Here is a 17,765-nt window from a genome sequence, read left to right on the forward strand (position 1 = left end):
ACATGCTCAGGGTTCGAAATTTTGTTCAGGCAGCGCGGTCGTCCCGCGCGGCCCTGACGGCCCGGAAAAACTGTTCGATCAGCGCCGGATCCTTGACGCCCGGGGCGCTTTCCACGCCTGACGAAATGTCGATCGCGGGCGGATTGGCCAGCCTAAGGGCATCGCCGATGTTGGCGGCGTTGAGCCCACCGGAAAGCATGTAATCGATCCCGGCGTCAAGGCCGGCGAGAATGCGCCAGTCGAAGGCGACGCCATTGCCGCCCGGCAGCTCCGAGCCCTTTGGAGGCTTGGCGTCGAACAGGAACCGGTCGGCGATGCCGACAAACGGCGTTAACCGTTCGAGATCGGCGGCCTCGCTGAGCGGCAACGCCTTCATCACCGGCAGCCCATGGCGGGCTTTCAGTTCAGCCACTCGCTCGGGGGTTTCGGAGCCGTGCAGTTGCAGCATGTCGGGCTGCAGCTTTTCGACGATTTCGTCGAGGAAGGCGTCTCTGGCATCGACGGTGACGGCAATCGCCAAGGCCTTGCCACGAGCCGCTTCGCGCAGACGGCCGGCTTCGGCCGGCTCAACATAACGCGGGCTTTTTGGAAAGAAAATGAACCCGACATGGCTGGCGCCGCCGGCCAGGGCCGCGGCCATTGCCTGGTCGGTCTTCAAGCCGCAGATCTTGATGTCGAGCGCCATGGCGCGGGAATTGGCACGAAAAGCGCCAAGAGTCGAGAAAAAGCATGCTGTTTGCCGGCAGGGCCAAAGGCGCTACCTATGGATTGGACAGCATGCAAGGCGGGAGCACAGCCATGGCCGACCAGACCGTTGCCGAACTGAAGCAGAAGATCGCGCAGGCGCGCGAGGTCATAGCGCACCTCATGGACAGGGCCGCCTTCAATGGCGCCGAGGCGCATCGAGCGCTGGATTATTTCGGCGGCGAAGCTTTCGACCGGAACTTTCTACCCTGGCCGCACCATGGCGACGAAGGGTTGCGGCCGGATGAGCTCAATGCGGCGAATGATGATTGAGGCGCCCTACTCGAACACAATCGCCTGCAGGGCGCCGCCATTGCGCTTCAGCCAATCCTTGCAGCGATCGGTGTCGGGGCAGAGCTTTTCGCACAATTTCCAGAATTTCGGCCCGTGGTTCATCTCCTTGAGATGCGCCACCTCATGCGCGACGAGGTAGTTTATGACAGGCTGCGGCGCCATCATGATGCGCCAGGAAAAGGACAGATTGCCTTCCGAAGTGCAGGAGCCCCAGCGGCTGGAGGTGTCCTTGTAGCGGATCGCCTTGGCGCGCTTGCCAAGCGCCTCCGTATGCTTGACGACCAGCTTCTCGATCTCCTTCTTGGCCTCGCGCTTCAAAAAATCGGCGATGCGGCGCGGCAGATGGATGCGGTCGCCATGCACGATCAGCAGCGGGCCACGGTCGTCGCGCGATATGGTGACAGTGCCGCGCTTTGACGGCTCATGCACGATACGGTGGGCCACGCCGCGCACCGGAATCTTTATGCCCGGACGCACCTGCGGCCGCGTCGGCACCTTGGCCAGCCGCTGTTCCAGCCAGTCCTGGTGGCGGTCGAGGAACCTGTCCACTTCACCGCGGCGCAGGCCCGGCGGCACGGTTATGCGCAGGCCCTGTCCGCCGGAATCGATGCGCAGCGTCAGACGCTTTGCCCTGGCGCTCTCGACGATCTTGAGCGGCAGCGTGCGGCCGGCGACGCAATATTCCCGCTCCACCACAGGCGTGGGTTTGGGCTTCGTCAGATTGCGGAAGAACCCGATGGTCATGGCGGGACGATACGCGATTCGAGGAGAACGAATAGAACAAAAAAGAAACGGCGCCGCTCGCGCGACGCCGTTATCATACCTTGGCCCTGTCGCCGAGCTTCAGTCGTCGAGCAGGTTCGAGCCTTTGCCACGCTTGGTGGGGGCCGTTCCGGTGCTCGGATCGGTCTTGGCCGGCGCTGTCGACTTGTTGCGGTTGGCCATGAACCGGTCGAACTCGTCCTGATCCTTGGCGCGGCGCAATTCGCGGGCATACTCGTCGAACTGCGTCAGCATCTCGTCGAGCTTGCGGCGCTCTTCGTTCAGACGCTCAAGCTCCTTTTCGCGCCAGTCGTCGAAAGCGACGTTGCCGGTGCGGGCGGAGCCGTTGCCCCAGCGCGCGGCCTTGTCGGAGCCACGGCGGCAGCCGGCGAAGATGCCGTCGGTCGCGCGGTTGACGTCACGCTTGAAGCCCTCGAGCCGGTCGCCCCAGATGATGTAGGCGAGCATGGCAAAGCCGAGCGGCCAGAACACCATGAAACCGATCACCATCAACGCGATGGTCGCCGGCGTCCAGGCCGGGCGGATCAATGCAGATGTGTTCATTTTCTCCCATTCCTTCGGTTGGAGACAGCCAGAACCGGCTGCGTGGAATCGAAATGGGAAGGCGAAAACGGCGATTCAAGACAATGTCCGCCAAAACCGAACAAGGGCCTGAAATGATTATCGCTTTTTGAGCATATCGAGGAAAAGCACGACCAACCCGGCGATCAGGCCCCAGAATGCGGCGCCGACACCGAACAGCGTCAGCCCGGAGGCGGTGACGACGAAGGTGACGGTTGCGGCCATGCGCTCGCCCTCGTCCTTCAGCGCGATCGCCAGCGCGTTGGCGAGCGACCCCATCAGCGCAAGTCCCGCCACCAGCACGATCAGGCTCTGCGGCAGGACGGCGAAGATCGCCACCAGCGAAGCCCCGAAAATCGCGAAGACGAGGTAGGCAAGCGCGTAGAACGGCCCGGTCTTCCAGCGCTCGGCGGGATCGGGATGGACGTCAGGGCCGGTGCAGATGGCTGCCGAGATCGCCGCCAGATTGGTGGTTCCGGCACCGAATGGCGCCGACAGGAACGAAAACAGGCCGGTGACGCCGATCAGCGGGCCAGGTTCGGGGTGGTAGCCGGCCGCCCGCAGTACCGCCAGCCCCGACAGGTTCTGCGAAGCCATGGTGACGAGGTAGAGCGGCAGCGCCAGGCCGATGATCGCCTTGGCGGTGAAATGGGGAGCGATAAACGTCAGTGTCGACAGTTCGGGCGCGGGCAGGCCGCCGACACGGCCCGTAAGGAAGGCGGCAAGGCCACCGCCAACCAGCACCGCCAGCACCGACAGCGCCGGATTGAACAGCCGGATGACGAAGAATGCCGCGATCAGCGGCAGGATGAGCCAAGGGTCCGCCGGGATGGCCTTCATGGCATTGATGGCGAAAGTGACGACGATGCCGGCCAGCATGCCGGAGGCGACCGAAGCCGGTATTCTCGATATCAGCCGGGTCAGCGGCCCAAACAGGCCGGTAGCGACCAGCAGCACGCCCGTGACGATATAGGCGCCGACGGCCTCGCCCATCGAGAAGCCGATCGAGGCGGCGACCAGTGCAAGGCCCGGCGTCGACCAGGCGGTGATGACAGGCATTTTCGTGCGCCATGACAGCCACAGGCACTCGACGGTCATGGCCAGGCAGATCGCCGTCACACCGCTTGCCGTCTCGACCTGCGTCGCGCCGACCGCCTTGGCGGCGGCAATGACGATGGCCAGCGTGCCGCCGAAACCGACGATGGCCGCGACGAAGGCGGAGATCGGGATGGACAGGCGCATCGTCACTGGCCTCGCCTGGCCATATCGCCGACAGCCCGCACCAGCATGTCGAGATCCTGCGGCCGCGACAGGCGGTGGTCGCCGTCAGGGATCAGCGACAGCGTGACATCGTCGGCCGGCAGCAGGCTGACCAGCCTCAAGGCATGGCTCGACGGCACGTCGGCGTCGGCCAGTCCCTGCAAGATGTGAACCGGGCAATGCGTGTCGATCGGCCCGGTCATCACCCGGTTGTCGCGCCCATCCTCGATCAGGGCGCGGGTGTAGACGTAAGGCTCGGGGGAATAATCCGAGGGTTCCGCGAAGAAGCCCTTTTCGGCGAGATCGCGCTTCTGTGGCTTGGTCAGCACCGGCTCGATCAGGTCGCTGGTAAAATCCGGCGCCGGGGCCAGCAGCACCAGGCCGACGACGTTTGCGTCGCCCGCCTTGCGCAATTCCTGCACCATGCGCAGCGCGATCCAGGCGCCCATCGACGAGCCGACCAGGATCTGAGCGCCCTTGGCGAAATGCCGGAAGACGGCAAGGCTTTGCGCAAGCCATTTCGAGATCGTACCGTCGGCGAAGGCGCCGCCGGATTCGCCATGGCCCGAATAATCGTGCCGCAGGAAGGCCCGGCCTTGCCGTGCCGCCCAGTCCGACAACGTCTCGGCCTTCGTGCCCAGCATGTCCGACTTGTAGCCGCCGAGCCAGACGATGCCGGGCGTCGAGCCGGCTGAATGGCGCACCGCGATATCAGATCCGTCGACATCCAGAAAAGTTGGAGCCAGGGAGGATGGGGGCGTGGCGATCATGGTTTTTCCTCAGGCCCGTCTTTTGGCACGCGGTCCTTGTGGCACAGCCGGAGGCGTGGCGAAAAGTACTCGCGCTGTTTCTTTGTTTGGTGCAGGCCAGCGATCAGGGTGATTTTCTGTCAATGCTGTGCTATTGACTCCGCCCGCGCGCTCACCACATTGGCGCGTCCACGTATCAAGACCGACAAATCCCGAACGAAACGGCCAAGGAGACCACGACCATTCGCAGACCTTTCAAAGCAGCGGCGCCGACCAAGGATGGGCCGCGCTCCAATCGTGACATCCGGGTTCCCCGGGTCCAGCTTATCGACGCCGACGGCCAGAATCGCGGCGATATTTCCATCAACGACGCATTGCTGCTCGCCGAAGAGGCCGGGCTCGATCTCGTCGAAATATCGCCCAACGCGGTCCCCCCCGTCGTAAAAATCCTCGATCTCGGCAAGTTGAAATACGCCAACCAGAAGAAGGCGGCCGAGGCGCGCAAGAACCAGAAGGTCATCGAGATCAAGGAGATCAAGATGCGCCCGAACATCGACAGCCATGACTACGAAACCAAGATGAAGGCGGTGCGCCGCTTCTTCGAGGAAGGCGACAAGGTCAAGCTGACGCTGCGCTTCCGCGGCCGCGAGATGGCGCATATGGAACTCGGCATGCAGCTTCTGAACAAGGTGCGCGAGGAGGTGGCGACCATCGCCAAGGTAGAAGCCGAGCCGAAGCTCGAAGGCCGCCAGATGATGATGGTGCTGGCGCCGCGCTAAGGTTTGCGGGACGCACTTGGATCACGATGACGTCAGGCCCGGACATCGCGCTCTAAATCCGCCTGAATTGTGCTACAGGGCGTCCCGGCGATCGGCGGGACGCCTTATTTCTTAGCTCAAAGCTGCGATCGCCGGCAAAGCTCTTCGACGATCGGATTCCCGCATGGCCAACGAAAAGGTTTCGGACGTCAAGGACGTCAAACACGGGCTGGGCAACTACCAGCAGATGCGCCGGCTGGTGCTTGCCGTGCTCGTGGTGGTGCTGTTTCTGGCGCTGCTGTTCGGCCAGTCGACCTTCCCGCCGGACACGCCGGTGCACGAAACGATCGAGATGTTCGGCGTGCTCTTGATTTTCCTCGGCATCGTCGGGCGCCTCTGGGCGACGCTCTATATAGGCGGGCGCAAATCCTCCGAGGTGGTGACCGGCGGCCCCTATTCGATCACCCGCAACCCGCTCTACGTGTTCTCGACCGTGGCCGCCGCCGGCGTCGGCGCGCAGATCGGCTCGTTCTCCGGCATCATTCTTTTCGCGGTTCTGTGCGCCGGTGCCTTCCATATCGTCATCCTGCGCGAGGAGAAGTTCCTCAAGGAGGCGCTCGGTGCACCCTATGCCGACTATCTGGCACGCGTGCCGCGCTTCTTCCCCAAGCTTTCGCTCTACCAGGAAGGCGACACCGGCAGCTTCAGGCCGAGCCTGCTTTTGACCACACTGCTCGACGGGCTGGTGTTCCTGATCGCGCTGCCGGCTTTCGAACTGATCGACGGCGCGCAGTTGTCGGGCATGCTGCCGGTCTGGTTTAGGCTGCCCTGACCGGGGACAGTGCGTCGCACGGTGCTGAGGGTGTTGCGCCCGCGCCATCTTTGATCTATAGCACCGCCGTTCCAAGAAAACCGCCCGGCAGGGCATGCCGTGGCGGTTTCATTTGCTTTTCGGGCTTTGGTCGGCCCGGAGCGAACAAGAAGCGCGATCGTGCGCCAACAATACGGAGTAGCAAAATGCCCAAGATGAAGACCAAATCGGCCGCCAAGAAGCGGTTCAAGATCACAGGTACGGGTAAAGTCCTGTCGGCTGCGGCCGGCAAGCGTCACGGCATGATCAAGCGTTCCAACAAGTTCATTCGAAATGCCCGCGGCACGATGGTTCTGGCTGAACCGGATGGCAAGAAGGTCATCAAGAATTTTCTGCCGAACGGCCTCTAAGGCATACGGTCCGGACACGCATCAGTTTTACGCAATTTCGAACGGAACGCCGCCAGGCACCTGGAATTGCTTTTAAGGAGATCATGACATGGCACGCGTAAAGAGAGGCGTCACCTCGCACGCCAAGCACAAGAAGGTCCTGAAAGCCGCGAAAGGCTTCTACGGCCGCCGCAAGAACACCATCCGCATTGCCAAGCAGGCGGTGGAAAAGTCGCTGCAGTACGCTTACCGCGACCGCAAGAACCGCAAGCGCTCGTTCCGCGCGCTGTGGATCCAGCGCATCAACGCCGCGACGCACGAGCATGGCCTGACCTATGGCCGCTTCATCGACGGTTTGAACAAGGCCGGCATCGAGATCGATCGCAAGATCCTGTCCGACATGGCCATCCACGAGCCGCAGGCTTTCGCCGCCCTGGTGGCCAAGGCCAAGGTTGCTCTTGAGTACCTCAAGAACACCACTCCGAATGCTTTTGAAAGCGCTGTCGCCTAGAGCATGATGCCAAAAAGTTTCTGACTTTTTGGACAACATCATGCTCCAGGGAAATTAGCGGGGAGCGCGATCTTTTCCGAAAAGTCTGCAACTTTTCGGGATCGGGCTCCGAGCCCAGCGCTTCCCAAGCATTCGAAATTCTGATTTGGGGAACCCGCGCTGGCACGGCTGGCGCGGGTTCTTTTGTCTCTGCCTGAAATTTCACTTTTAAAGTGACTTTCACTTTAAGCCGACTTCCAACGCAGCGAGTTTGATCGTGAACGACGCAACCATTGGCCTTGATGCACTCGAAAATACCCTGATGGCTGACATCGCCTCGGCCGCCGACGAGACGTCGATCGAGGCGGTGCGCGTCTCGGCGCTTGGCAAGAAGGGCTCAATCTCGGAAATGCTGAAGACGCTCGGCGCGATGAGCGCCGAGGAACGGCAGGTGAAGGGCCCGGCGATCAATGGCCTGAAAAATCGTGTCACCGAGGCGCTGACGGCCCGCAAGGCTGAACTCAGGGATGTGGCGATCGCCGCCCGTCTGGCGGCTGAGAAGGTCGACGTGACGCTGCCGGTGCGGCAGTCGCCGGCCGAGCGCGGCCGCATCCATCCGATCAGCCAGGTCATCGACGAAATCGCCGCGATCTTCGGCGATCTCGGCTTCGCCATCGCCGAAGGACCCGATATCGAGACCGACTACTATAATTTCACCGCGCTGAATTTTCCGGAGGGCCACCCGGCACGCGAGATGCACGACACCTTCTTCTTCCAGCCGGACGAGAAGGGCGAGCGCAAGCTTTTGCGCACTCATACCTCGCCGGTGCAGATCCGCACCATGGAGAAGCAGAAGCCGCCGATCCGCATCGTCATTCCGGGCAAGACCTATCGCCAGGATTCCGACGCCACCCACTCGCCGATGTTCCATCAGGTCGAAGGGCTGGTGATCGACAGATCGGCCAACGTCGCCAACATGAAGTGGGTGCTGGAAGAGTTCTGCAAGGCCTTCTTCGAGGTGCCGCAGGTCAAGATGCGCTTTCGCCCCTCCTTCTTCCCGTTCACCGAGCCAAGCCTCGAGGTCGATATACAGTGCGACCGCTCCAGGCCCGGCGAAGTGCGCTTCGGCGAAGGCTCCGACTGGATGGAGATCCTGGGCTGCGGCATGGTGCACCCCAATGTGCTCAGGGCCGGCGGGCTCGATCCCGACGAGTACCAGGGCTTTGCCTGGGGCATGGGCATCGACCGCATCGCCATGCTGAAATACGGCATGCCCGACCTGCGCGCCTTCTTCGACGCCGATGTGCGCTGGCTGTCGCATTACGGCTTCCGGCCGCTGGACATGCCGACGCTGTTCGGAGGCCTGAGCGCGTGACGGCCCTGAAGACTCCTGCTGCCAGCTACCACGGAACAGCCCAATGAAATTCACCCTCTCCTGGCTCAAGGATCACCTTGAAACCGACGCCACGCTGGCCGAAATCGTCGAGCGGCTGACCTCGATCGGCCTCGAGGTCGAGCATGTCGACGATAAGGCGGAGTTGAAACCCTTCGTCATCGCCAAGGTGCTGACGGCGGTGCAGCATCCCGACGCCGACCGGCTGCGGGTGCTGACCGTCGATACCGGCGACGGCAAGCCGCCGGTGCAGGTCGTCTGCGGCGCGCCGAACGCCCGCGCCGGCCTGATCGGCGCCTTCGCCGCGCCCGGCACCTATGTGCCCGGCATCGACGTGACGCTGACGGTCGGCAAGATCCGTGGCGTCGAAAGCCATGGCATGATGTGTTCGGAGCGCGAACTGGAACTGTCCGACGAGCATAATGGCATCATCGACCTGCCCGAGGATGCGCCGGTCGGCACCAGCTTTGCGTCCTATGCGCATCTCGACGATCCGGTCATCGAGATCAATCTGACGCCGAACCGGCCCGACGCCACCAGCGTCTACGGCATCGCCCGGGATCTGGCGGCGAGCGGGCTTGGCCGCCTTGTCGGCGGGGCGATCATGCCGCATGTCGGCAACGGCATGTGCCCGGTGAAGGTGACGATCGAAGCGCCGGAGCTTTGCCCCGGCTTCGCACTCAGGCTGGTCAAGGATGTCAAGAACGGGCCCTCGCCGAAATGGCTGCAGCAGCGGCTGATCGCCATTGGGCTGAGGCCGATCAGCGCGCTGGTCGACATCACCAATTACGTCACCTTCGATCGCGGACGGCCGCTGCATGTCTTCGATGCCGCCAAGGTCGCCGGCAACCTAATGGTGCGCCGCGCCAAGAATGGCGAAAAGGTGCAGGCGCTCGACGGGCGCGAATACACGCTGACGCCGGAGATGTGCGTGATCGCGGACGACAATGGCGTCGAGTCCATTGCCGGCATCATGGGTGGCGAACACTCCGGCTGTGACGAGAACACGACGGACGTGCTGATCGAATCCGCTCTTTGGGACCCGATCACCACGGCCCGCACCGGCCGCACGCTCGGCATCATCACCGACGCGCGCTACCGTTTCGAGCGCGGTGTCGACCCTGAATTCATGGTGCCGGGCATCGAACTGGCGACCAAGCTGGTGATCGATTTCTGCGGCGGCACGCCGACCGAGGCCGAGGTGGCCGGCTATGCCGGGCATCAGCCGAAGATCGTGTCGCTTCCGCTGTCGGAAGTGAAACGGCTGACCGGTATCGAGGTGCCAAAGGCGGAGAGCCTCAACATCCTGTCGCGTCTCGGCTTCCACGCGCAGGGATCGGGCGACGTCGTCGACGTGACCGTGCCGTCCTGGCGGCCCCATGTCGACGGCAAGGCCGATCTGGTCGAGGAGGTCATGCGAATCCATGGCGTCGACAATATCGCGCCGCAGCCGCTCGGCGCGCATGACGTGGTCAACGGCAAGATCCTGACCACGCTGCAGATCCGCACCCGTGCCGCGAAGCGTTCGCTTGCGGTGCGCGGCATGATGGAGGCCGTTACCTGGTCGTTCATCCCGGCCAAACACGCCGAACTGTTCGGCGGCGGCCAGACGGCGCTGAAGCTTGCCAACCCAATCGCCGCCGACATGTCCGACATGCGGCCCTCGCTGCTGCCGGGGCTGATTTCGGCCGCGCAGCGCAACGCCGACAAGGGCATCGGCGACGTGGCGCTGTTCGAGGTCTCGGGCACCTATGAGGGCGACGGCGCCGACCAGCAGCGGCGCGTCGCCGCCGGCGTGCGCCGCGGCACGGCCAAGCTCGACGGCTCCGGCCGCAACTGGGCCGGCAATTCGGGCCCGGTCGGCGTGTTCGACGCCAAGGCGGACGCGATCGCCGCGCTTGAAGCCTGTGGCGCGCCGGTCGACCGGCTGCAGATCGAGGCCGGCGGACCCGCCTGGTACCATCCCGGCCGTTCCGGAACGATCAAGCTCGGCCCGAAGACCGTGCTCGGCACGTTCGGCGAGTTCCATCCGAAGACGCTGGAAGGGCTCGATGTCTCGGGGCCGCTCTGCGGCTTCGAGGTGTTCGTCGACGCCGTGCCCGAACCGAAGGCCAAGCCGACCAAGACCAAGCCCAGGCTGGACCTGTCCGCTTTCCAGGCGGTGAAGCGCGACTTCGCCTTCGTCGTCGACAAAGCGGTCGAGGCCGGCACGCTGGTACGTGCCGCGCTTGCCGCCGACAAGAAGCTGATCACGGCTGTCTCGGTCTTCGACGTGTTCGAAGGTGCGTCGCTGGGCGAAGGCAAGAAGTCGATCGCCATCGAAGTCTCGATCCAGCCGGTCGAGAAGACGTTGACCGACGAGGATTTCGAGGCGCTGGCCAAGCGCATCGTCGAGAATGTCGGCAAGCAGACGGGCGGCGTGCTGCGCGGCTGAGACTTGCGAGCGGATGGCGAATCGCTCTCCAAGGGGCGATGGACCATCTGCGCTATTCTGGGCTCTCCTTCGAGAAACAGCGTACGGCTTTTCTCGACATCGTCGCGGCTGACCCGCTGCTTGCCGAAACGCTGGCGAGGGTGCGCGCGCTTGCGCTGCCGGATTGGCTGGTGGTTTCCGGCGCGCTTTACAACAGCGTCTGGAACCACCTGACCGGCAAGCCATCGGGCTACGGCATCAGGGATGTCGACCTGTTTTATTTCGACGACTCCGACCTGTCCTACGAGGCCGAAGACGCGGTGATCCAACGGGCCGCCAGGCATTTCGAAGGACTGCCACTGCCGGTGGAAGTACGCAACCAGGCGCGCGTGCATCTGTGGTATCCGCAAAAGTTCGGGCAGCCGTGCCCGCGCTATACGAGTGCCAGCCAATCCGTCAGCTATTTTGCCTCGAAGACGCATGCGGTCGGGGTGCGCTACGACGCCGACGGGCAGCTGGACCTCGTGGCGCCGTTCGGGCTCGACGACCTTTTTTCGTTTCGAATTACGCCCAGCCGGCTGATGGATAACCGGAAGACGCATGAGGAGAAGGGCGCGCGAGCGCGGGCGTATTGGCCGGAGATTACGGTGGTGCCGTGGTGAGCTAACAGAGTTTCAGGTTGGCGCGAGGCACCCCCCTCTGTCACAGAGGGGGGTGCCTCGCGCCAACGCCCTTTAATTCGCTGCATAAAAGGGCGCGCCCTTTTCCACCTTCACCCATTCACCAGCGCGAGCAACTCCTCCGTATAGCGCTTGCCCATAACCTTGTCGGGCGACAGCGCATCGCCGATCGCCGCGACCTCTGCCGCGCTGAGCACGATGTCAGCCGCGGCCGTATTCTGCTCCAAGTGGCGGATTTTTCGCGCACCCGGGATCGGCACGATGAAGTCGCCCTGGTGCAGCACCCAGGCCAGCGCCAGCTGCGCCGAGGTGACGCCCTTCTCCACCGCTATCCTTTCCAGCGTGGCGATCACCTTGGCATTGGCTTCCATGGCGTCGGCCTGGAAGCGCGGCAAGGTGCGGCGCCAATCGTCGTCGCTCAGGGTCTCCGGCCTCGCGATGGTGCCGGTGAGCAGGCCGCGGCCGAGCGGGCTGTAGGGCACGAAGCCAATGCCCAACTCGCGGCAGACGGCGAATGTCTCGTCTTCCGGGTCGCGGCTCCACAGCGAGTATTCGCTCTGCACTGCTGATATCGGGTGCACTGCGTGTGCCCGGCGGATGGTGGCGGCACTTGCCTCCGACAGGCCAAGCGCCCGCACCTTGCCCTCGCGCACCAGCTCGGCCATGGCGCCGACCGTATCCTCGATCGGCACGTCCGGGTCGACGCGGTGCTGGTAGTAGAGGTCGATGACATCGGTGCCGAGCCGCTTCAGCGACGCCTCGGCGACGGCCTTGACGTGCTCGGGACGGCTGTCGACACCGGCCATGCGATCCATGCCGGTGCCTTCCTCCAGGATCTTGAAGCCGAATTTGGTCGCGATCGTCACCTTATCGCGAACCGATTTCAGCGCTTTGCCCAGCAGGATCTCGTTCTCGTAGGGGCCGTAGACCTCGGCCGTGTCGAAGAAGTTGACACCTATCTCGACGGCGCGGTGCAAGGTGGCGATCGCCTCGGCTTCCGGCTGGCCGCCATAGGCAAAGCTCATGCCCATGCAACCGAGGCCGACCGGATAGACTTCGAGTTCAGTTCCTAGCTTGCGGGTTTTCATCACGCATCTCCTTGTTGTGATGCCTAGGAAATAACGCCTTGCAGCACGTTCGATAATCGGCTCTTCTTCGTACGGGTCGTTCCATGAAATAGATCAATGAATCGGGCACATCTCTCACAGCTCGCGGTGCTGGCAACCGTTGCCCAATGCGGCAGTTTTCGCGGCGCGGCCAGGGAACTGGCGATAGCTCCCTCCGCGGTGAGCCACGCGGTCTCCAGCCTGGAGGCACGGCTTGGCGTGCGCCTTTTGGCGCGCAGCACACGCAGTGTCGCTCCGACCGAGGAAGGCGCACAATTGCTGGAGCGATTGCGGCCGGCGCTTTCCGAGATCGACCTGGCGCTGGAGACGGCCGTCGAGGCGCGCGACCGGCCCGCCGGGAACTTGCGGCTCAGCGTGCCGCGCACGTCAGCGCATCTGGTGCTGACGCCACGGCTCAGCGCCTTTGCATCGGCCTATCCCGACATCGTGCTGGAGATCATCATCGAGGATCGCTTCACCGACGTGGTGGCAGGCGGTTTCGATGCTGGTGTCAGGCTCGGCGAGAGCCTGCAGCGCGACATGATCGCGGTGCGCATCGGGCCGGACATTCGTGGCGCGGTGGTGGGCGCACCATCCTATTTCGAGGCCATGCCCCGGCCGCGCCACCCGCGCGACCTCGCCGAGCATCGCTGCATCCGCTTCCGCTTCTCCAGCGGCATCCTCTACCGCTGGGAATTCGAAAAGGACGGCGAGGAGGTCGAGATGGCGGTGCAAGGGCCGCTGATCCTCGACGAGGACCATCTGATCGCCCAGGCCGCGGTCGACGGCGCCGGGCTCGCCTTCGTTTTCGAGGACTATGTCCGCGCGCCGCTCGCCGACGGACGGCTGATCCGCGTGCTGGAGGACTGGTGCCCACCCTTCCAAGGATTCTTCGTCTATTACCCGAGCCGCCGCCAGATGCGGCCGGCGCTGAGGGCTTTCGTCGATTTCTTCAAGGTGGGTGGGTAGGCAACTCTCCTCCTCGTCGGCAAGGGGAAGAAAGCTGGCCGCGCCAACGTTCGCCTCGCATGCAGGCTTCAATCACCAACACCGCGACCCGCTATGGATGGGCAACCATCGTCCTCCACTGGCTGATCGGGATTATCTTCATCGGCCAGTTCATGCTCGGCTTCGTCATGGTCAGGACCCCGAGCCAACGCACGGCCTTCGAATTGATCCAGCTGCACAAATCCCTGGGCTTCCTGCTGCTGGGGCTCATCATCCTGCGTATAGCCTGGCGGCTCGGCAATGCGGCACCGCCCTTGCCGCCTTCTGTCGGCGCCCTGGAGCGCCGCTCGGCGCCGCTGGCGCATCTGGCGCTCTATGCCTTCCAGGTCGCCCTGCCCCTGTCAGGCTGGGCACTGGTGTCGGTCTCGACGCTGGAGATTCCCAGCATGCCGTTCAACCTGTTCGTCATGCCGAACCTGCCGCTCGCCGAATCCGATGCCGCCGAAAGCTTTTGGACGTCGGCACACTGGTATCTCGCCTATGCCGGCGCGGCGCTTGTCGCCCTGCATGTCGCGGCGGCCCTGCGCCATCATTTCCTGCTTCGCGACGGGGTGCTCACGCGTATGATCACGCCTTCGTCAGCCGGGGAATAGAACGCGCCTTGGTCTCGTTTGTGGGGTGAGGACGCCAGAGAGCGCTTCCTCCTAACAAGGAACAACCCAATGCGTGCGCGAATCCTCGGATTGGCGGCTGCCGCCGCCTGCCTAGCCATGCCTGTTTATGCGGCGGTCGTGCTCGGCGATGCCGCCGGCAGCTATACGATCAGCCAAACTGGCTCCGCGATCCGCTTCACCATCGGCAAGGCCGGCGGCGGCGGGTTCGACGGCGCCTTTGCCCGTTTCAAGGGCATGATCCGCATCGACAACAATGATGTCGGCCGTTCGAAGGTAGACCTGACCATCTATCCCGAAAGCGTGGGCACCGGCCAAGGCCGCATCGATGCGTTCCTGCGCTCCGACGCGGTGTTCGACGCGGCCAACAGTCCCGAAATCCAGTTCCGCTCGACCAGCGTGACCCGCACCGGCGACACGTCGGCCCTTGTCACCGGCAGGCTGACGGCGCGCGGCAAGACGTTTCCGGAAAAATTCACCGCCGAGCTCGACGGGTTGAAGGGCGGGACGATCAAATTCCATGTCACCGGCAAGGTGCTGCGCTCGCGCTACGGCATGGATGTCGGCACGCCGCTCTATTCCAACGTCGTCGATTTCGACATGACGCTGACCGGGAAAAGGGGCTAGCGCGCGGCTGAGGTGCCTGGGTTCCTTGCCCGCTTTCGTGGGGCGAGGAACCTAGCGACCTGCATTGGCTTTTCCAGCGATTTCAGGCAAACCTCCTTGCCTGTAGTCTATAGGGAGAAGCGTGATGTTCCGATGGGGTGTGTTGTCGACGGCCAAGATCGGCCGCGAGCAGCTGTTGCCGGCAATCGTCGAAGCGGAGAACGGCGTGCTGTCGGCGATCGCCAGCCGCGACCTAGCGAAGGCCAAGGCATTGGGCGACCGCTTTGGCGCGCGCCATGCCTTCGGCTCCTATGAGGAGTTGCTCGCTTCCAACGAGGTCGATGGCGTCTACATCCCGTTACCGACCTCGCAACATGTCGAATGGACTGCAAAAGCCATCGAAGCGGGCAAGCATGTGCTGGTCGAAAAGCCGCTGGCACTCGATGCCAAGGACATCGCGCCGCTGATCAAGGTGCGCGACCAGAAGAAGGTGCTGGTCTGCGAAGCCTTCATGGTTATCTACCACCCGCAGTGGATCAAGGTGCGTGATCTCATCGCCAGCGGCGCCATCGGCCGGCTGCGCCATGTGCAGGGCGCGTTTTCCTACTACAATGTCGACCCCAACAACATGCGCAACAAGCTCGATCTCGGCGGCGGCGCGCTGCCCGACATCGGCGTCTACCCGACCGTGTCGACACGCTTCTCGACCGGCAAGGAGCCGCTGCGCGTACAGGCGACGATCGAGCGCGACAAGACATTCGGCACCGACATCTATTCATCGATCCGCGCCGATTTCGGCGATTTCGAGCTGTCTTTCTACCTGTCGACGCAGATGGCGGCGCGGCAGATGATGGTGTTCCACGGCGAGAAGGGTTTCATCGAACTGTTCTCGCCCTTCAATGCCGGGCTCTACGACCATCACCGCGTCGAACTGCACAACCAGAACCACACCGAGGCGCAGGTGTTCCGCTTCCCCGGCACGCAGCAATACAGGCTCGAGGTCGAGACCTTCGCGCGGGCAGCTCTTGGCGGCAAGGAGCGCGTCTTCACGCTGGAAGAATCCGTGCTCAACCAGAAAGTCATCGACGCCATCTTCCGCGCCGGCGACACAGGCGGCTGGGAGACCGTCTGAAACCCATATTACATAGCCGGCTAATCCTGGGGAGGAAAAATGGCTGACGACGCGGATGTGATCATTGTCGGCGCCGGCCTTGCCGGACTGGTCGCCGCCGCCGAGCTTGCGGAAGCGGGCAAGAAAATCATCATCGTCGACCAGGAGCCGGAGCAATCGCTGGGCGGCCAGGCGTTCTGGTCCTTCGGCGGGCTTTTCCTCGTCGATTCACAGGAGCAGCGGCGCATGCGCATCCGCGACTCCCATGACCTGGCGCTCGAGGACTGGATGGGCACCGCCGCCTTCGACCGGCCGGAAGACCACTGGCCACGCAAATGGGCCGAGGCCTATGTCGGCTTCGCCGCCAGCGAGAAACGCTCCTGGCTGATCGAGCGCGGGCTGAAATTCTTTCCTGTCGTCGGCTGGGCCGAGCGCGGCGGCGGCAACGCCATCGGCCACGGCAATTCGGTGCCTCGCTTCCACATCACCTGGGGCACCGGTCCCGGCGTGCTCGAACCTTTCGTGCTGCGCGTGCGCGAGGCGCAAAAGCGGGGATTGATCGACTTCAGGTTTCGTCACCGGGTCAATGCCCTGACGCGGACGGGTGCAGCCGTGACCGGCGTACAGGGCGACATCCTGCAACCGAGCCCTGTCGAGCGCGGCCACAAGAGCCCGCGCGACGTATCAGGCGATTTCGCATTGCAAGCGCAGGCGGTGATCGTCGCCTCCGGCGGCATTGGCGCCAACCATCGGCTGGTGCGGGAAAACTGGCCCACGCGGCTGGGCAACGCGCCGCAGCGCATGATCACCGGCGTGCCGGACCACGTCGACGGCCGCATGCTGGCCATATCGGAACAGGCCGGCGGCAGGGTCATCAACCGCGACCGCATGTGGCACTATGTCGAGGGCATCAAGAACTGGGCGCCGATCTGGACAGACCATGCGATCCGCATCCTGCCCGGCCCATCCTCGCTGTGGCTCGATGCCCGGGGAAAACGCCTGCCAGTGCCACTCTATCCCGGCTTCGACACGCTGGGCACGCTTAGCCATATCATGAGCACCGGCTTCGACTATTCCTGGTTCATCCTGACGAAAAAGATCATCCAGAAGGAATTCGCGCTGTCGGGCTCGGAGCAGAACCCCGACCTGACGGGAAAAAGCTGGCGCCAGGTGCTCGGTCGCGCCACGTCGGGCATTCCCGGCCCGGTCAAGGCGTTCATGGAAAAGGGCGAGGACTTCATCGTCGAGGCCAATCTTTCGAAACTGGTCGCGCGCATGAACGCGCTGGCCGGCGGCGAACCGCTGCTTGACGTCGCAACGGTCGAGCGCGAGATCCGCGCCCGCGACATGCAACTCGACAATCCGTTCTCCAAGGACATGCAGGTGACCGCGCTGCGCGGCGCGCGCGCCTATCTCGGCGACCGCCTGATCCGCACGGCAAAGCCGCACAAGATGCTCGACCCGGCGAACGGACCGCTGATCGCGGTGCGCCTCAACATCCTGACCCGCAAGACGCTGGGCGGCCTGCAGACCGATCTCGACAGCCGCGTGCTCGATGCCGGCGGCCAGCCGGTGCCGGGCCTCTATGCGGTCGGTGAAGTGGCGGGCTTCGGCGGCGGCGGCGTGCATGGCTACGCGGCGCTTGAGGGCACATTCCTGGGCGGCTGTATCTTCTCGGGCCGCAGCGCCGGCCGGGCGGCGGCACGTTCGGTGGGGTGAGACAGCGGCGTGTTGCCGGCACTTGGCTGAGCCGCTGCCATCGACCGTGCACCCAATAAACCGCGGCTTAGGAGATTTGGCGCGCCCGAAGAGATTCGAACTCCTGACCCCCAGATTCGTAGTCTGGTGCTCTATCCAGCTGAGCTACGGGCGCGCATCAGGCCATGTTTTCGACGGCCCCGCGATCCGGTCCGAAAGACCGGCCGCGAATGTGTGCAGTTCCCTAACGACTGAATTCGCGAAAAGCAAGCCGATCCGGCAAAAGTTTTGTCGCAAGCC

General features: G+C 63.7%; 19 protein-coding genes and 1 tRNA gene. 13 read left to right on the forward strand and 7 right to left on the reverse strand.

The annotated features are described in order from the left end of the window. Positions 1-25 precede the first annotated feature (25 nt). Positions 26-685 (reverse strand): phosphoribosylanthranilate isomerase, encoded by a 660-nt coding sequence (locus MESAU_RS01985; protein ID WP_015314372.1) that lies wholly within the window; start codon positions 683-685, stop codon positions 26-28. 113 nt (positions 686-798) lie between these two features. Between MESAU_RS01985 and MESAU_RS01990 the strand changes: the two genes are divergently transcribed. Further along, a complete protein-coding gene (locus MESAU_RS01990; RefSeq protein ID WP_041163587.1) occupies positions 799-1,017 on the forward strand; it encodes a hypothetical protein in 219 nt (72 codons plus the stop codon). Positions 1,018-1,023: 6 nt separating this feature from the next. On the opposite strand, the gene MESAU_RS01995 is transcribed toward MESAU_RS01990, so the two are convergent. From MESAU_RS01995 to MESAU_RS02010, 4 genes are all read right to left on the reverse strand, one after another. After that, positions 1,024-1,782, reverse strand: a complete 759-nt coding sequence (locus MESAU_RS01995; RefSeq protein WP_015314374.1) for a M48 family metallopeptidase — start codon at positions 1,780-1,782, stop codon at positions 1,024-1,026. Between the two features lie 99 nt (positions 1,783-1,881). After that, positions 1,882-2,364, reverse strand: coding sequence for a DUF2852 domain-containing protein (locus tag MESAU_RS02000; protein WP_015314375.1), 483 nt, complete (start codon positions 2,362-2,364; stop codon positions 1,882-1,884). A gap of 117 nt (positions 2,365-2,481) precedes the next feature. Further along, complete coding sequence (locus MESAU_RS02005) at positions 2,482-3,624, reverse strand: benzoate/H(+) symporter BenE family transporter (RefSeq protein ID WP_015314376.1); 1,143 nt, start codon at positions 3,622-3,624, stop codon at positions 2,482-2,484. Positions 3,625-3,626: 2 nt separating this feature from the next. Then, positions 3,627-4,412, reverse strand: coding sequence for an alpha/beta hydrolase (locus MESAU_RS02010; protein WP_015314377.1), 786 nt, complete (start codon positions 4,410-4,412; stop codon positions 3,627-3,629). A gap of 221 nt (positions 4,413-4,633) precedes the next feature. Here MESAU_RS02010 and infC point away from each other — a divergent pair, with 221 nt between their 5' ends. The 7 genes from infC (at position 4,634) to MESAU_RS02045 (ending at position 11,307) form a co-directional block, all read left to right on the forward strand. Next, positions 4,634-5,170, forward strand: coding sequence for a translation initiation factor IF-3 (gene infC, locus MESAU_RS02015; RefSeq protein ID WP_023772325.1), 537 nt, complete (start codon positions 4,634-4,636; stop codon positions 5,168-5,170). A 163-nt stretch (positions 5,171-5,333) separates the two neighbouring features. Beyond that, on the forward strand, positions 5,334-5,981 hold the full coding sequence (locus tag MESAU_RS02020) for a methyltransferase family protein (protein WP_015314379.1): 648 nt from the start codon (positions 5,334-5,336) through the stop codon (positions 5,979-5,981). Between the two features lie 185 nt (positions 5,982-6,166). Further along, positions 6,167-6,370 carry a 50S ribosomal protein L35 gene (gene rpmI / locus MESAU_RS02025; RefSeq protein WP_006201248.1) on the forward strand — a complete coding sequence of 68 codons (204 nt, stop codon included), beginning with the start codon at positions 6,167-6,169 and terminating at the stop codon, positions 6,368-6,370. An 88-nt stretch (positions 6,371-6,458) separates the two neighbouring features. Next, positions 6,459-6,860, forward strand: coding sequence for a 50S ribosomal protein L20 (gene rplT / locus MESAU_RS02030; protein ID WP_006201247.1), 402 nt, complete (start codon positions 6,459-6,461; stop codon positions 6,858-6,860). A gap of 301 nt (positions 6,861-7,161) precedes the next feature. Continuing rightward, positions 7,162-8,214, forward strand: coding sequence for a phenylalanine--tRNA ligase subunit alpha (gene pheS, locus MESAU_RS02035; RefSeq protein ID WP_041163588.1), 1,053 nt, complete (start codon positions 7,162-7,164; stop codon positions 8,212-8,214). Positions 8,215-8,257: 43 nt separating this feature from the next. After that, positions 8,258-10,666 (forward strand): phenylalanine--tRNA ligase subunit beta, encoded by a 2,409-nt coding sequence (gene pheT / locus MESAU_RS02040; protein WP_015314381.1) that lies wholly within the window; start codon positions 8,258-8,260, stop codon positions 10,664-10,666. 38 nt (positions 10,667-10,704) lie between these two features. Then, positions 10,705-11,307 carry a nucleotidyltransferase family protein gene (locus MESAU_RS02045; RefSeq protein WP_015314382.1) on the forward strand — a complete coding sequence of 201 codons (603 nt, stop codon included), beginning with the start codon at positions 10,705-10,707 and terminating at the stop codon, positions 11,305-11,307. Positions 11,308-11,417: 110 nt separating this feature from the next. On the opposite strand, the gene MESAU_RS02050 is transcribed toward MESAU_RS02045, so the two are convergent. Continuing rightward, entirely contained in the window at positions 11,418-12,413 is a 996-nt protein-coding gene (locus MESAU_RS02050) for an aldo/keto reductase (protein WP_015314383.1), read from the reverse strand. Between the two features lie 96 nt (positions 12,414-12,509). Here MESAU_RS02050 and MESAU_RS02055 point away from each other — a divergent pair, with 96 nt between their 5' ends. From MESAU_RS02055 to MESAU_RS02075, 5 genes are all read left to right on the forward strand, one after another. Further along, positions 12,510-13,400: a LysR family transcriptional regulator gene (locus MESAU_RS02055; RefSeq protein WP_015314384.1), complete on the forward strand. Its 891-nt coding sequence runs from the start codon at positions 12,510-12,512 to the stop codon at positions 13,398-13,400. 59 nt (positions 13,401-13,459) lie between these two features. Further along, positions 13,460-14,032 carry a cytochrome b gene (locus MESAU_RS02060; RefSeq protein WP_015314385.1) on the forward strand — a complete coding sequence of 191 codons (573 nt, stop codon included), beginning with the start codon at positions 13,460-13,462 and terminating at the stop codon, positions 14,030-14,032. A gap of 69 nt (positions 14,033-14,101) precedes the next feature. Continuing rightward, positions 14,102-14,677, forward strand: a complete 576-nt coding sequence (locus MESAU_RS02065) for a YceI family protein (protein ID WP_015314386.1) — start codon at positions 14,102-14,104, stop codon at positions 14,675-14,677. A 124-nt stretch (positions 14,678-14,801) separates the two neighbouring features. Beyond that, the gene (locus MESAU_RS02070) at positions 14,802-15,788 is read left to right on the forward strand and encodes a Gfo/Idh/MocA family protein (RefSeq protein WP_015314387.1); all 987 of its coding nucleotides are present in this window, start codon (positions 14,802-14,804) and stop codon (positions 15,786-15,788) included. A gap of 39 nt (positions 15,789-15,827) precedes the next feature. Next, on the forward strand, positions 15,828-17,486 hold the full coding sequence (locus MESAU_RS02075; RefSeq protein ID WP_015314388.1) for an FAD-binding dehydrogenase: 1,659 nt from the start codon (positions 15,828-15,830) through the stop codon (positions 17,484-17,486). 77 nt (positions 17,487-17,563) lie between these two features. Here the strand turns inward: MESAU_RS02075 and MESAU_RS02080 are convergent. After that, a tRNA-Arg gene (locus MESAU_RS02080) sits at positions 17,564-17,640 on the reverse strand. Positions 17,641-17,765 lie beyond the last annotated feature (125 nt).

It is taken from the genome of Mesorhizobium australicum WSM2073 (genome assembly GCF_000230995.2).
Lineage (GTDB): Bacteria > Pseudomonadota > Alphaproteobacteria > Rhizobiales > Rhizobiaceae > Mesorhizobium > Mesorhizobium australicum.

Coding starts and splice junctions, on each gene's coding strand:
- MESAU_RS01985 (WP_015314372.1), bottom strand. CDS start 685: ATGGCGCTCGACATCAAGATCTGCGGCTTGAAGACCGACCAGGCAATG.
- MESAU_RS01990 (WP_041163587.1), top strand. CDS start 799: ATGGCCGACCAGACCGTTGCCGAACTGAAGCAGAAGATCGCGCAGGCG.
- MESAU_RS01995 (WP_015314374.1), bottom strand. CDS start 1,782: ATGACCATCGGGTTCTTCCGCAATCTGACGAAGCCCAAACCCACGCCT.
- MESAU_RS02000 (WP_015314375.1), bottom strand. CDS start 2,364: ATGAACACATCTGCATTGATCCGCCCGGCCTGGACGCCGGCGACCATC.
- MESAU_RS02005 (WP_015314376.1), bottom strand. CDS start 3,624: ATGCGCCTGTCCATCCCGATCTCCGCCTTCGTCGCGGCCATCGTCGGT.
- MESAU_RS02010 (WP_015314377.1), bottom strand. CDS start 4,412: ATGATCGCCACGCCCCCATCCTCCCTGGCTCCAACTTTTCTGGATGTC.
- MESAU_RS02020 (WP_015314379.1), top strand. CDS start 5,334: ATGGCCAACGAAAAGGTTTCGGACGTCAAGGACGTCAAACACGGGCTG.
- rpmI (WP_006201248.1), top strand. CDS start 6,167: ATGCCCAAGATGAAGACCAAATCGGCCGCCAAGAAGCGGTTCAAGATC.
- rplT (WP_006201247.1), top strand. CDS start 6,459: ATGGCACGCGTAAAGAGAGGCGTCACCTCGCACGCCAAGCACAAGAAG.
- pheS (WP_041163588.1), top strand. CDS start 7,162: ATGGCTGACATCGCCTCGGCCGCCGACGAGACGTCGATCGAGGCGGTG.
- pheT (WP_015314381.1), top strand. CDS start 8,258: ATGAAATTCACCCTCTCCTGGCTCAAGGATCACCTTGAAACCGACGCC.
- MESAU_RS02045 (WP_015314382.1), top strand. CDS start 10,705: ATGGACCATCTGCGCTATTCTGGGCTCTCCTTCGAGAAACAGCGTACG.
- MESAU_RS02050 (WP_015314383.1), bottom strand. CDS start 12,413: ATGAAAACCCGCAAGCTAGGAACTGAACTCGAAGTCTATCCGGTCGGC.
- MESAU_RS02055 (WP_015314384.1), top strand. CDS start 12,510: ATGAATCGGGCACATCTCTCACAGCTCGCGGTGCTGGCAACCGTTGCC.
- MESAU_RS02060 (WP_015314385.1), top strand. CDS start 13,460: ATGCAGGCTTCAATCACCAACACCGCGACCCGCTATGGATGGGCAACC.
- MESAU_RS02065 (WP_015314386.1), top strand. CDS start 14,102: ATGCGTGCGCGAATCCTCGGATTGGCGGCTGCCGCCGCCTGCCTAGCC.
- MESAU_RS02070 (WP_015314387.1), top strand. CDS start 14,802: ATGTTCCGATGGGGTGTGTTGTCGACGGCCAAGATCGGCCGCGAGCAG.
- MESAU_RS02075 (WP_015314388.1), top strand. CDS start 15,828: ATGGCTGACGACGCGGATGTGATCATTGTCGGCGCCGGCCTTGCCGGA.